This window comes from Actinotalea endophytica, assembly GCF_025717005.1.
In the GTDB taxonomy this organism is placed as follows: Bacteria; Actinomycetota; Actinomycetes; order Actinomycetales; family Cellulomonadaceae; genus Actinotalea.
The window spans coordinates 334,169-347,301 of record NZ_JAOVZU010000001.1 but is presented as its reverse complement, the minus strand read 5'-3'; the positions used below and the strand labels follow the sequence as shown (position 1 = coordinate 347,301).

Here is a 13,133-nt window from a genome sequence, read left to right as displayed (position 1 = left end):
TCGCTGCGCGAGACGACCCGCACCCCACCGAGCCCGCGCGACCGGCGGCGACGTCGATCCGGTTCGCTCGGCCGGGCGGGCACCGCACCCGGCCGCTACCCGCCGTTCGCAGCCCGTAGGAACGCCTCGAGCAGCGGCCCGGCAGTGGTCGACCCGTACTCGCCCTCGTCGACGAAGACGGCCACCGCGAGATCGCCCTGGACCGCGATCATCCACGCGTGGTTGCGCACCTCGCCGTCGGTCTCGAACTCGGCCGTGCCGGTCTTGGCGGCGACCTCGGCGCCGGGCACGTCGAGCAGGAACGTCGCGCCGCCGTCGGTCACCACGCCGCGCATCAGCTCGTGGAGCGTGGCAGCCTCCGTCTCGGTCAACGGTGCCGCGGCGGACGTGGCGTCGATCCCGAGGTCGTCGTCGGTCACGACCCGCGGAACCACCGTGTGCCCGGCCGCGACCGACGCGGCCACGGTCGCCATCCCGAGCGGCGACGCCAGCACCCAGCCCTGTCCGATCATCGTCGCGGCGTGGTCCGTGCCCGTGGAGTCCGAGGGCACCGAGCCGAGGAAGGCCGCGAAGCCCCGGTCGCCGTCGCCGTCCCAGCCGAGCGAGCCGGCCGCGTCGACCAGGGCCTGCGCCGGAGCGGCGTCCCGCTGGGAGATGAAGGCCGTGTTGCACGAGTTGGCGAACGCCGTCCGCAGCGGGACGGTGCCGAGCGCGCTCGACGGGTAGTCGGGGAAGTTGGCGAACTCGCGACCGTCGACGGTGATCGTCGGCGTGCACGGGACGTCGGTGTCGGCCGTGGCCCCCGACCGCAGCAGCGCGAGCGAGCTCACCACCTTGAAGGTCGAGCCGGGCGCGTACTGCCCCAGCGTCGCGGTGGACATGCCGTCGCCGCCCGGACCGGACGCGACCGCGAGCACGTCGCCGGTCGAGGGCTGCACCGCGACGATCGCGCTCGCCGGGCCGACGTCGGCGAGCAGCGCATCGGCTTCGGTCTGCAGGCCGACGTCGAGCGTCGTGTGCAGCGCGGCGCCCGCCACAGGATCGGTCGAGAACAGCTCACGGCTCGCATCGGACCCCTCGGCCGTGGCCGACACGACCAGGCCCGGGGTGCTGCGCAGGCGCGCGTCGTACTGGCGCACCAGACCGCTGAGCCCGGCGAGGTCGCCGGCGACCACGGCGCCGTCGGAGTCGTCGACGATCTCGGCAGTCGCCGGGCCCACCACGCCGAGGACCTGGCGGGCGAAGGCCCGGGTGGGGGCGAGCGGGACGGAATCGTCCAGCGCGCGAACCGTGGGCGAGGCGGTCAGGGCGGTGACGTCGTAGTCGGCGTCGTCCACGCGCACGACGATCGCCTCGACGAAGGCCTTCGGCCCGGCCTCCGCCACCCGCGCGGCGAACGCGTCGGGGTCCATCCCGAGCGCCGTCGCGAGCGCGCGCGCCCCCTCCTGCTGGGCCGCCTCGTCACCGAGGGTCTTGTCGATGCCGATCCGGTAGACCGGCCGGTTCACGATCAGCGTCACGCCACCTGCGCCGAGCACCTCACCTCGCTCGGCCCCGACCCGCTCGCTCACCAGGCTCTCGGCGTCGGTGAGCTCGGGCGCCAGCAGTGCGGAGGCCCAGGTCGCCCGCCAGGTGTCCGGGTCTCCCTCGGCCCCGCGGGCCAGCTGCGCACGCACGGCGTACTCCCAGGGCTCGCCCGCGCCGAGGTCCCAGCTGAACGTCAGCGCGACGGCGGCGGCGTCCTCGTCCTCGGGGTCCACGGTGATGTCGCCGACGGTGACCTGCGGCTCGTGCGGCGCGAGCCCCGCGTACGCCGCATCGCGCCGCGCGGTCGCGGTGTCCGCCGCGTCTGGCTCGTCGAAGACGACCCTCGAGAAGTCGCCGGAGGCGAGGGCCGAGGCAAGCGCCCGCGCGGCGGCCTCCGGTCCCGGCCGTTCGTTCGTGCAGCCGGTCAGCCCGACGAGCACGGTCAGCACGGCCACCGCCCCGATCACCCGGCGCGCCCGGCCGGCGCGCGTGCGCCGACCCGCCCTGTGCCCCCTACGCACCGTGATGCCCCCTGTCGTCGCGCGGTCGGTGCCCCGAGCCTGCCACGCCGCGGCCCGCGCGCGGCTCAGACGCTGAGCGACTCTCCTTCGCCGGTGATCCGAGCCGCGCCGTCGCCGCCACCTGCCATGAGGTCGAGCTCCACGGTGAGGGTGCGCCCGTGGTCGGCGCCGACACCGACCGAGCGGTAGGTGAGCTGCTCGTTGGCGGTCGCGACCACCTCGGTGCGCGCGTCGGCGAGCCAGGGGTGCCGGCGGCGCAGCCCGACGAGGGTCCGGGTCGCCTCGACCATCCAGGCACCGAGCGCGGAGAGCTCCGCAGGGGATGCCGGCAGCACCGGTCGCACGGCGTCGTCGCCGCCGAGCCGCTCCTCCTTGACGCCGCGGTACGCGTCCTCGTCGCCGTAGTACACCGACGGCGACCCGCCGACCGTCATGAGCACGGCCAGCGCGAGCACGGCGCCGCGGTCCCCGACCCGCGAGGCGATCCGGGTGACGTCGTGGTTCCCCACGAAGGTCATCGGCCGGAAGTGCTCGACGAACCCGGTGTGCCGCTTCAGCGCCCAGGCGAGCTCGAACAGGTTGCGGTCGGTCAGCGAGCTCCAGACCGCCTTCCACAGCTCGTACTGCGTGACGCCGTCCAGACCGCTGCGCGCGACCAGGTCGACGTAGTCGCCGTGGATCACCTCACCGATGACGGTCACGTCGGGGTGCGCGGACCGGACCCGCGGCAGCACCCGCGACCAGAACTCCGGCGGCACGGCGTAGGCGGCGTCCAGCCGCCACGCGTCCGCGCCCGCGTCGAGCCACCGGGTCATGACCCCGGCGACGAGGTCGGCCACCGCGGGCTCGTCGTGGTTGAGCGTCACGAGCCGGTCGTGGCCCTCGAAGGTCGCGGCGCGCGGCCCTCCGGGTGCCGACCAGTCGATCCGGAACAGCCGCGCGGCGCTCGACCCGGGGCCCTCGGCCAGCGCCTGGCGGAACAGCGGGTGCTCGGCGCCGACGTGGTTGAACACCCCGTCCAGCATCACGCGCAGCCCGAGCCCGTGCGCGTGCGCGAACAGCCGCTCGAGGTCAGCCCGGTCGCCGAGCCGCGGATCGACCGTGTCGTGGTCGACCGTGTCGTAACCGTGCGTGCTGCTGGCGAACACGGGCCCGAGCTGGAGGCCGGTCAGCCCGAGCCCGGCCGCCCGTTCGACCCAGGGCGTCAGCCGGTCCAGCCGGTGCACGACCCCACCGGTCGCGTCGTCACCCTGCCGCTCGCGGATCGGCGCGCCGACCGCACCGAGCGGGTAGACGTGCCACCACAGGTCATCGCGGGTCCCGCCACCGACCATGCTCATGCCACTCCTTGCTGAGTCCGACTCACTTACTTTGCTGAGTCTGACTCAGTTCGGCTAGCCTCGCAAGGTGCCCACCCGGATGTCGCCCGACGAGCGCCGCGCCGCGCTGCTGGCGGCGGCCGGCGAGGTCTTCGCCACGACGAGCTACGCGGACGCCTCGGTCGCCGACGTCGCCGCCCTGGCCGGCGTGTCCGAACCCCTGGTCTTCCGCTACTTCCCCACCAAGGCGGACCTGCACGCCGCCGTCGTGCGCGGCTGGGCCGCCGACCTCGCCACGCGGCAGGACGCAGCCGTCGCGGCGATCCCGGCCGGGGCACCCGTGCGCGATCGGGTGCGCGCGCTGCTGGAGGTGCTGGCCGACGACGCGACGTCCGGTGCGCGGTGGTGGCTCGAGCCCGACTCCTTCCCCGCCCCGTCCGTGGCCGAGGTCGCGACCGCCCGGCAGGCGCAGACCGCGCGGCTGCGAGCGCTCGTCCCGGCGCACTGGCAGCGTCACGACTACGCACTCGAGGCGTGGCCCGGCTTCGTCGAGGCCGCGGTCCGGACCTGGGCGAGCCGCGGCTGCCCGGACGACGAGCGCGGGCATCTGGTCGAGGCGACGCTCGGCGCCCTGCAGGGCGCCCTCGGCGACTGGGGCGGCTGAGCCCGCCGCACCGCTGCGGGCACGGGGCCCGCCTGGCCCGGTGCTGGCCCGGACGTGGCGCTGCGCACCCCCCGACGCGTGGCAACCCCCCGTCGCAGCACGGCCTTCCCGCTGCGGCACGACCCTCCCGCCGCGCGGCAACCCTCCCGCCGCCCCGCGGAGCGCGAGATCATGCCGTCATGGCCGCTGCCCACGACGAGCAGTCCGGGCACGTGATCGTGCACGGGCTCGAGGGCCTCGGACTCCGCGTGGTCGAGCACCTGGTCGCGCTCGGCGTGGAGGTCGTGGCGATCGACGACGGCGCCCGCCCCGGCGCGGTGCAGGCGGCGACCGCGCTGGGCGCCGAGGTGGTCCCGCACGTGGACGGCGCCGGCCCCGCGCTCGACGCCGCGGGCCTGCGGGACGCCCGCGCCGTGGTCTGCCTCTCCTCCTCCGACCTCGGCGCACTCGAGACCGCGCTGCTGTGCCGCCGGCTCCGCCCCGACATGACGGTCATCGCCCAGATCCGCAACCCCGCCGTGGCCCGCGCAGTGCAGGCCGATGCGGGCGTGCTCGTGCTCGACGTTGCGAGCATCGCGTCGCCGACCATCGTCGAGTCCTGCCTCGGTGAGCAGGGGCACGGCCTGCGGATCGCCGACGAGGTGGTCCAGGTGCGGACGGTGCCCGCGCCGCGCGACGGCATGCTGCGCGACCTGTTCGGCGAGGTCCTCACGCCACTGTCGGTGCAGCGCGGCGACGAGTCGGCACAGCCGATCATCTGCCCGGGCCGCGACCTCGAGGTCACCGAGGGCGAGGAGGTGACCCTGGTCGGCCCGGCCGACGTCTGGGACGAGGTCGTGCCGCCCGCGCCCGCGGCCCCGGAGCCCGTCGCGGGTGCCCGGCACCGGGGGTCCGAGGACGACGAGCCCGGGCCCGCCGGCGCCGTGCGCCGGTGGCTGACCGCGGTGCGGCGTGCGACCGACTCCCGGCTCCGCCGCGCGGTGGGTGCGCTGATCGTGCTCAGCGGGCTCGCCGTGGTGCTGCTGCTGGTCGGCTACCGGGAGTCCGACGGCAGCAGGATGTCGCTGCTCGACGCGGTGTACTTCACCGCCGAGACCGTGGGCACGATCGGGTACGGCGACTTCAACTTCCGCGAGCAGCCCTGGTGGCTGCGGCTGTTCGCCGTGGTGCTCATGCTCAGCGGCGCGGTCCTCGCGGCCCTCACCTACGCGCTGCTCACGAACCTGCTGGTGTCCCGCCGTCTGGAGGAGTCGCTCGGCCACGGCCGGGTCACCGGGCTCCGCGGCCACGTCGTCGTGGTCGGCCTCGGCTCGGTGGGCGTGAGCGTCGTGGAGTCCGTCGCGGCGACCGGGACGCCGGTGGTGGTGCTCGAGCGCGACGACGACAACCGCTACCTGGCCCAGGCCCGGGCGCTCGGCGCCCGCGTGATCAGCGGCGACGCGACACTCGCCGGGACCCTCGACCTGGTCAACCTCGACCGGGCCAGGGCGGTGGCCGTGCTGACCGCCGACGACCTCACGAACCTCGAGGTCGCGCTCGCGGTGCGTGACCTGCTCGGCGGCCGCGAGGACATCACGATCGCGCTGCGCCTGTTCGACAAGCGGCTCGCGGCCACGGTGCGGCAGGCGTTCGGGTTCACCCACGTCCGCTCGACCGACGAGCTCGCCGCGCCCTGGTTCGTCGGCGCTGCCCTGGGTCTGGAGGTGCTCGGGACGTTCTACGCCGGCGACGTGCCGCTGCTGCACGCTCGCGTGCAGGTGACGCCCGGCGGCGGCCTCGACGGTGTGCGGCTCGACGCGGTCACCGGGCGCAGCCGGGTGCTCTACGTCAGGCACCGGCGCGAGCAGGCCGCGCACCGTGCGGTGCGGCGCTGGACGACGCTGCTCGCCGGGGACGAGGCTTTCGTGGTCGGCCCGCACGAGGAGCTCCTCGCGCTGCTCCGGCAGGACGCGCTGTCCGCACCGGCCGGGGGCGACTGAGCGCGAACCGGACTCGAGCTGCACCCGAACCGCACGAACGGAGACACCGTTGGCCGAGCTGATCGAGCTGCTCCTGCCGGATGCGGCGGCGTGGCGGGACTGGCTGGACCGGCACGGCGCCGACTCGCCCGGCGTCTGGCTGGTGCTGACCAAGAAGGGCGGCACCACCACCCGGCTCGGCTACGAGGACGCGGTGGACGAGGCGATCGCCCAGGGCTGGATCGACGGCCAGCTGCGCACCCGCGACGCCGAGACCATGGCGATCCGGTTCACCCCGCGCCGGGCGCGCAGCCCGTGGTCGCAGCGCAACGTCGAGCGCGTCGCCCGGCTGGAGCGGGAGGGCCGGATGCAACCGGCCGGCCTCGCCCAGGTCTCGGCCGCGAAGGCCGACGGGCGATGGGAGCGCGCGTACGGCGGCTCGGCCGCCACGGCGCCTCCGCAGGACCTGCTCGACGCGCTCGCGGCCGAGCCCCGCGCCCAGGCCTGGTGGGACGTGCTCACCCGGACCAACCGGTTCGCGATCTGCTACCGGCTCCAGGACGCCAAGCGCCCCGAGACCCGCGCGCGGCGGCTCGCAGCGTTCGTCGCCGACCTCGCCGAGGGGCGCACTCCCTACCCGCAGAAGGCGCGGCCGGAAATGCGGTGACACCTGTCGGCGCCCTCGGGCACCGTGGGCACATGACGACCACCTGGACCGTCACCGAGGCGACCGCCCCGGAGAGCCTCGACCACCCCGACGCGTGGGCGCTGCACGGCATCGAGGCCGTGTCGCGCGCGTGCGTGCGGTCCGCGTGGGGTCATGAGGACACCGTCTACCGTGCCGCGAGCGCCGCCGCGCGACTGCGCGACCAGACGTACACGCGGCGAAGCTACTTCGTGGTGACCCCGGCCGAGGGCGTCGGCGACCCCTCTGCGGTCGCGGGATTCGGCTTCGCGCTGATGCCGATCCGGGGCAACGCGCACCTCGCCGAGATCGAGGTCTGGGTCCACCCGGATCAGCGCGGTCAGGGCCTGGGCACGCTGCTGCTCGCCACCGCCGAGGACGTCGCGGTGGCCGCGGGGCGGCGCACGCTGCTCGCCCCGACCGAGCACGCCGGCGAGGCCGCCGCGGACGACACGACGGCTCTGGTCCCGCCCACCGGGGCGGGGCGGATCCGGGCCGAGGACCCGCTGGCCAGGTTCGCGCAACGGCACGGCTACGAGCTCGGCCAGGGCGAGCGGTACTCGGTGCTGCGCCTGCCGCTGCCGGACGGCCTGCTCGACGGCCTGCACGCGGAGGCAGCGCGCGCCGCGGGCGACGACTACCGCCTCGTGCGGTGGACGGAGCGAGCCCCGGACGAGCTCGTCGACGGCCTGGCCGTGCTGTTCACCCGGATGAGCACCGACGCGCCCTCGGCCGACCTGGACATCCGTGAGGAGCCGTGGACGGCCGACCGGGTCCGGACCTACGAGCGGCTCGCCGCCGAGGCCGGTCGCGGCCTGGCCACGGTCGGTGCGGTGCACGTGGGCACCGGGACCCTCGCGGCGATGACCGTCGTCGAGCGTGCACCGGACGCGCCGGAGTCGCTCGACCAGGGCGACACGATCGTCCTGCCCGAGCACCGGGGCCACCGGCTCGGCATGCTCGTCAAGGCCGAGATGCTCCGGTTCCTGGCCGACCTGGCGCCACGCGCCCGCCGCGTGCACACCTGGAACGCCGAGGAGAACGCCTACATGCTCGCGATCAACGTCGCGCTCGGCTTCCGCCCCGAGGGCGTCATCGGACTCTGGCAGAAGCGCCTGGACTGACTCCGTGGGCGTGGACCGGGCGAGCGCGATCGTCCCGGCCCCCGTGACACGGCGCCCATGATCGGGCACGGTGCTCCCATGGCCCCGTGGACCGTGACGCACGCCGCCACGCCGCCGTCGCTGGACCATGCCGACGCCTGGGCGCTCCACGGGCTCGAGCTGGCCAGCCGACGGTGCGAGCGCGCGCTCTGGGGGCACGAGGACCACACCTACCGTGCGGCCTCCGCGCTGGGGCGGCTGCTCGACCGTTCGTTCGCCGAGCACCACTACCTGGTGGCGACCCCGCCCGAGGGGGTCGGCGACCCCGGGGCGGTGGACGGGTTCGCCGCGATGATGATGCCGCGGGGCGACAACGCGCACCTGGCGTGGCTCGACGTGTGGGTCCGCCCCGAGCGCAGGCGGGAGGGGCTGGGTCGGCGGCTGCTCGGCGAGGTCGAGGCGATCGCCCGGGCCGACGGCCGCACCACGTTCCTGCTGGCGACGGCGCACGCACGCGAGGCGCCCACGCACGACGCCGATGCGCTCGTGCCGCCCACCGGTGCCGGGCGGATCCGGGCGAGCGACGCCGCCGCCCGGTTCGCCCTCCGTGCCGGGTACCGGCTCGAGCAGGGTGAGCGGCTGTCGATCCTGCGGATCCCGGTCCGGCCCGAGGTGCTCGACCCGCTGCACGCCGGCGCGCTGACCGCGGCCGGCGACGCGTACCGCCCGGTGGCGTGGGTCGGCGACACCCCCGACGAGATGGTCGACGATGTCGCGCTGCTCCTCACGCACGCCGGCTCGGATGCCCCGACCGCGGGCCTCGACCTCCGCGAGGACCGGTGGACGGCCGAGCGGGTGCGCCAGCACGAGCTGCAGGCGCGCACGGCCGGTCGCCGCATCCGCATCGTGGGTGCGCTGCACGAAGCGAGCGGCCGCCTGGTCGGCCTGACCACGGTCTCCACGAACGAGGCGGTCCCGGAGGCGGTCGAGCAGGGGTACACGATCGTGCTGGCCGAGCACCGCGGGCACCGGCTCGGCATGCTCGTGAAGGCCGAGATGCTGCGACTGCTCGGCGACGACGCCCCGCTGGCCCGCCGGCTGCGTACCTCGAACGCCGAGGAGAACGCGCACATGCTCGCGATCAACGTCGCGCTCGGCTTCCGCCCGCACGGCGTCCACGGCATGTGGCAGAAGGTCGCCCGCTGACCCACCCCCGTCACCCCCGCGAGTTCGCTGGCGGTCCGCGAGTTCGCTGGCTCTGACCAGCGAACTCGGCCACGACCAGCGAACTCGGCGTCGGTCTGGGGGTGTGGGGTCAGCCGACGGTGGCGACAGCGCCGGGGACGGGGCGCAGGCGCAGGGTCGACCCGACCTCCGGGAGGTCGGCGGCGCCGGTGCGGCCGCCCGAGCGTTCGACCACGGTGATCTCGCCGAGGCCGTCGACGTCGACCGTCAGCTCGACGACCCCGCGGCGGAACCCGGCCGTGCGCACCGAACCCGAGAGCGGGCCGTCGGGGGCCACCTCGAGCGAACCCGGACCGAGGGCGAGCAGGGCGCCGTGCGCGGCAGCGTCGGTCGACGGCGGTCGGGATCCGCGGGCCGACGACCCGGCCACGTCGGCGCTCTCCGTGGCCGCGCTCCCCCCGGCCGCGGCGCCGAGGAGCACGGCCGCCACCGGCGCGTCCGCCGCGACGAACGCCTCGTAGCCGAGGAACTCGGCGACCCGGCGGTTCGCCGGCGCGTTCCACAGCCTCGCCGGGGTGTCGACCTGGAGCAGGCGCCCGGCGTCCATCACCGCGATCCGGTCGGCGACCGCGAACGCCTCGTCGTGGTCGTGCGTGACGAACAGTGCCGTGGTGCCGGTCGCGACCAGGGCGGCCCGCACGTCGTCGGCGAGCCGTTCGCGCAGGGCGCGGTCCAGCGCGGACAGCGGCTCGTCGAGCAGCAGGAGCCGAGGTCGCGGGGCGAGGGAACGGGCGAGCGCCACGCGCTGGCGCTCGCCACCGGACAGGGTGGGCACCGCGCGGCGCTCGAACCCGGCCAGGCCCACCAGGTCCAGCAGCCCGGTCACCCGGGCGGCCCGCTCCGCGGCGGGGACGTGCTGCATCTGCAGCCCGAACGCGACGTTGCCGGCCACGTCGCGGTGCGCGAACAGCTGCCCGTCCTGGAACATCAGTCCGAACCCGCGCCGGTGCGTGGGCACGCCGGCGAGGTCCTCACCGTCCCAGGCGATCCGCCCCTCGGCGGCCGGCTCGAGCCCGGCGACCGCCCGCAGCAGGCTCGACTTCCCCGAACCGGAGGGGCCGAGCAGCGCGACGACCTCACCGCGGGACACGTCCAGGTCCAGGCCGTCCACCGCGGTCGCGACCGAGCCGTCGTCGTCGCGGTAGAGCACCACGAGGTCGCGCACGGCGAGGCCGCCGCCCGCCGCTCCGCCGGAGCCCTCCGCCGGGCCTGCGGCCGAGCGCCCACCGGCCCTCGCGGTGCCGCCCGCCGCGCTCACACGTCACCCCCGGTCTCGCCGCGCAGCCGCTCGGCCAGCGCCATCACGACGGCGGTGATCGTGGCGAGCAGCACCGACGCGGCCAGCGCCGTGCCCAGGTTGTCGGCACCCGGCCGGCCGATCAGCCGGTAGATCAGCACGGGCAGGGTCGGGCTCTCGGGTCGGACCAGGAACGTCGTCGCCCCGAACTCGCCGAGGCTGACCGCGAACGCCAGCCCCACCGCGAGCCCGAGCGAGCGGGCCGCGACCGGCCAGTCGACGTGCCGCAGCACGCGGCCGGGCGAGGCCCCGAGCACGGCGGCGGCCTCGTGCAGCCGGGTGTCGATCGCGCGCAGCACGGGCAGCACGGTACGCACCACGAGCGGCACCGCGACCACGGCCTGCGCGATCGGTAGCAGCAGCGGCCAGGTCCGCAGGTCGACGTCGAGGCCGAACGGCCGGTCCAGGGTGACGAGCATGCCGAAGCCCACCGTCACCGCGGAGACCCCGAGCGGGAGCATGATCACCGCGTCGAGCGCACCGACCGCACGTCGCCGACCCCGCGACCTGGGTCGCCGGGACGCGACGAGGGCCACCAGCCCGGCGACCACGACCGCGATCAGCGTCGCGTCGACGGCGACCCGGACGGACATCGCTGCGGCCTCCCAGCCGCTCGCGCCGAGCCCGAACCCCTCGTGGCCGAGCGCGACGTAGTTCCCCGGCCCCCAGCCGTCCCTGGTGTGCAGCGACCGGAGCACGAGGGTCACCATCGGCAGCCCGAGCAGCACCACGCCGACCACCGCGGTCACCGCGACCGCCCACCGGTCCGAGGTCCGTGCGTCGGCGCCGCGCAGCGCGAGCGGGCGACCGCCGTCCGGCACCCGGGTGAGCGCCTGCTCGCGCCGCCGCCTGGCCCGGCCCGCGACCGCGAGCGCGAGGGTGACCACGACGAGCTGTACGACGGACAGCACCGCGGCCGCCCGCAGGTCGAGGAACTGCGTGGTCTGGATCCAGATCTCGGTCTCGACCGTCCCGTAGCCGACCCCGCCGAGCACCAGGACCACGCCGAACGCGGTCGCGCAGAACAGGAACACGATCGAGGCCGCCGACGCGATGCCCGGTGCGAGCGCGGGCAGGGTCACCGACCAGAACGCCCGCACCGGCGAGGCACCCAACGCCCGGGCGGCCTGCTCGGCGCGCGGGTCCAGCCCGGACCAGAACGCCCCGACGGTGCGCACCACGACGGTGTAGTTGAAGAACACCAGCGCCATGACGACGCCCGCGAACGTGCCGTCCCAGCCCAGGAACCCCAGCGGCCCGGAGTCGGCCAGCACCGACCGGAAGGCGACGCCGACCACCACGGTCGGCAGCACGAACGGCACCGCGACGAGCGCGCGCACCAGGCCGCGCCCGCGGAACCGGGTCCGGTACAGCAGGTGCGCGCCGGGCACGCCGAGCAGCACCGCCACGGTGGTGCCGACCACGCCCTGCGCGACCGTCAGGCCGATGATCCGCCAGGTCCGGGGCCGGGTCATCACGTCCGCGAACGCGGACAGGTCGAGGGCACCGTCCGTGACGAACCCTCGTGCCACGAGCCCCGCGACGGGCAGGGCGAAGAACAGCGTGAGGAACGCCAGCGGCACGGCCGCGGCCAGCAGCCACAGCGCCACCCGGCCGGGACGCACCCGTCCGGGCAGGCGTGCGGCGAGGCCGGGCCATGCGGCGGCGCTCATCGCGATGTCCTCCTCGAACCCGGCGTCGGGTCAGCCGACCACGAGGGCGGTCCAGTCCTGGATCCAGGTGTCCCGCATCTCGGCGACCCGGGCCGGGTCGACGGTGAAGGGCGCGGTCGCCAGCGGCGCGAACTGCGCCCACGAGTCGGGCAGTGCGACGCCGGAGTCCACGGGGTAGACGTACATGCTCTCCGGGATCGCGGCCTGCACCTCGGGCGAGAGCAGCCAGTCGACGACCTCCTGCGCGCCCTCGGGGTTGGCCGCACCGGCGATCACGCCGGCGTACTCGACCTGGCGGAAGCAGGTGTCCAGCAGCGCTGCGGTCGGCGCGGTGTCGGAGCCCTCGGGCACCTCGTACGGCGGGGAGGACGCGTAGGAGACGACGAGCGGGCGCTCGCCCTCGGACGACGGGCCGGAGAAGTCCACGTAGTACGCGTCCGACCAGGACGCAGCGACGCTCACGCCGTTGTCCACGAGGGACTGCCAGTACGCCTGCCAGCCGTCCTCACCCTTGGCGCCGATCGTCGCGAGCAGCCACGCGAGGCCGGGCGACGACGACGCCGGGTTCTCCACGGTGAGCAGGTCGGCGTACGCCGGGTCGGCCAGGTCGTCGAGGGTCTGCGGCACTGCCAGGCCGTGGTCGTCGAACCAGGTGAGGTCGGCGTTGACGCACACGTCGCCGACGTCGATCGGGGTCAGCGACCCCTGGTCGTCCACCAGGTACTGGTCGGCCCCGGCCGGCAGCTCCGGGCTGTACGGCGTGAGCACGCCCGCGTCGATCGCGCGGCTCGCGAAGGTGTTGTCGATGCCGAACACGACGTCGCCGATCGGGTCGTCCTTGGTCAGCACGAGCTGGTTGACCAGGGTCCCGGCGTCGCCGGGGGCGCGCTGCTCGAGCGTGAGCCCGGTGTCGGCCTCGAACTGTGCGATCAGGTCGTCGGGCAGGGCGAACGAGTCGTGGGTGACGAGCACCACGGTGCCCGAGGCGCTCCCGCTCGCGGCGCCGTCGGCGCCGGTGTCACCCGCGGTGAGCGAGCAGCCGGCGAGCGCGACGGCTGCCGCGGCTGCGACGGCGAGCGCACCGGCGCGGCGCACCCGGCGGCGCACCGCGGGGCGTGCAGTGGATCGTTCGATGGACATG

The 13,133-nt window shown here is 75.4% G+C and carries 10 protein-coding genes; 5 read left to right on the top strand and 5 right to left on the bottom strand.

Features of this window, described 5'->3' with window-relative positions; genetic code table 11:
* Positions 1 to 95 precede the first annotated feature (95 nt).
* Both OEB99_RS01670 and OEB99_RS01665 read right to left on the bottom strand, forming a co-directional pair.
* On the bottom strand, positions 96 to 1,982 hold the full coding sequence (locus OEB99_RS01670; RefSeq protein ID WP_263507903.1) for a penicillin-binding transpeptidase domain-containing protein: 1,887 nt from the start codon (positions 1,980 to 1,982) through the stop codon (positions 96 to 98).
* 131 nt (positions 1,983 to 2,113) lie between these two features.
* Positions 2,114 to 3,388 carry an alpha-amylase family protein gene (locus OEB99_RS01665; protein WP_263507902.1) on the bottom strand — a complete coding sequence of 425 codons (1,275 nt, stop codon included), beginning with the start codon at positions 3,386 to 3,388 and terminating at the stop codon, positions 2,114 to 2,116.
* Positions 3,389 to 3,455: 67 nt separating this feature from the next.
* Here OEB99_RS01665 and OEB99_RS01660 point away from each other — a divergent pair, with 67 nt between their 5' ends.
* The 5 genes from OEB99_RS01660 to OEB99_RS01640 all read left to right on the top strand — a co-directional run bounded on the left by OEB99_RS01660 (position 3,456) and on the right by OEB99_RS01640 (position 8,983).
* The gene (locus OEB99_RS01660) at positions 3,456 to 4,031 is read left to right on the top strand and encodes a TetR/AcrR family transcriptional regulator (protein ID WP_263507901.1); all 576 of its coding nucleotides are present in this window, start codon (positions 3,456 to 3,458) and stop codon (positions 4,029 to 4,031) included.
* Between the two features lie 179 nt (positions 4,032 to 4,210).
* On the top strand, positions 4,211 to 6,010 hold the full coding sequence (locus OEB99_RS01655; protein WP_263507900.1) for an NAD-binding protein: 1,800 nt from the start codon (positions 4,211 to 4,213) through the stop codon (positions 6,008 to 6,010).
* Positions 6,011 to 6,059: 49 nt separating this feature from the next.
* Positions 6,060 to 6,656: a YdeI/OmpD-associated family protein gene (locus OEB99_RS01650; protein WP_263507899.1), complete on the top strand. Its 597-nt coding sequence runs from the start codon at positions 6,060 to 6,062 to the stop codon at positions 6,654 to 6,656.
* Positions 6,657 to 6,688: 32 nt separating this feature from the next.
* Positions 6,689 to 7,798, top strand: a complete 1,110-nt coding sequence (locus OEB99_RS01645) for a GNAT family N-acetyltransferase (protein ID WP_263507898.1) — start codon at positions 6,689 to 6,691, stop codon at positions 7,796 to 7,798.
* Between the two features lie 78 nt (positions 7,799 to 7,876).
* Positions 7,877 to 8,983, top strand: coding sequence for a GNAT family N-acetyltransferase (locus tag OEB99_RS01640; RefSeq protein ID WP_263507897.1), 1,107 nt, complete (start codon positions 7,877 to 7,879; stop codon positions 8,981 to 8,983).
* Positions 8,984 to 9,092: 109 nt separating this feature from the next.
* On the opposite strand, the gene OEB99_RS01635 is transcribed toward OEB99_RS01640, so the two are convergent.
* The 3 genes from OEB99_RS01635 to OEB99_RS01625 all read right to left on the bottom strand — a co-directional run bounded on the left by OEB99_RS01635 (position 9,093) and on the right by OEB99_RS01625 (position 13,132).
* Positions 9,093 to 10,187: an ABC transporter ATP-binding protein gene (locus OEB99_RS01635; protein WP_263508275.1), complete on the bottom strand. Its 1,095-nt coding sequence runs from the start codon at positions 10,185 to 10,187 to the stop codon at positions 9,093 to 9,095.
* 89 nt (positions 10,188 to 10,276) lie between these two features.
* A complete protein-coding gene (locus tag OEB99_RS01630) occupies positions 10,277 to 11,992 on the bottom strand; it encodes an ABC transporter permease (protein ID WP_263507896.1) in 1,716 nt (571 codons plus the stop codon).
* A gap of 30 nt (positions 11,993 to 12,022) precedes the next feature.
* On the bottom strand, positions 12,023 to 13,132 hold the full coding sequence (locus tag OEB99_RS01625; protein WP_263507895.1) for a thiamine ABC transporter substrate-binding protein: 1,110 nt from the start codon (positions 13,130 to 13,132) through the stop codon (positions 12,023 to 12,025).
* Position 13,133: the final 1 nt, after the last annotated feature.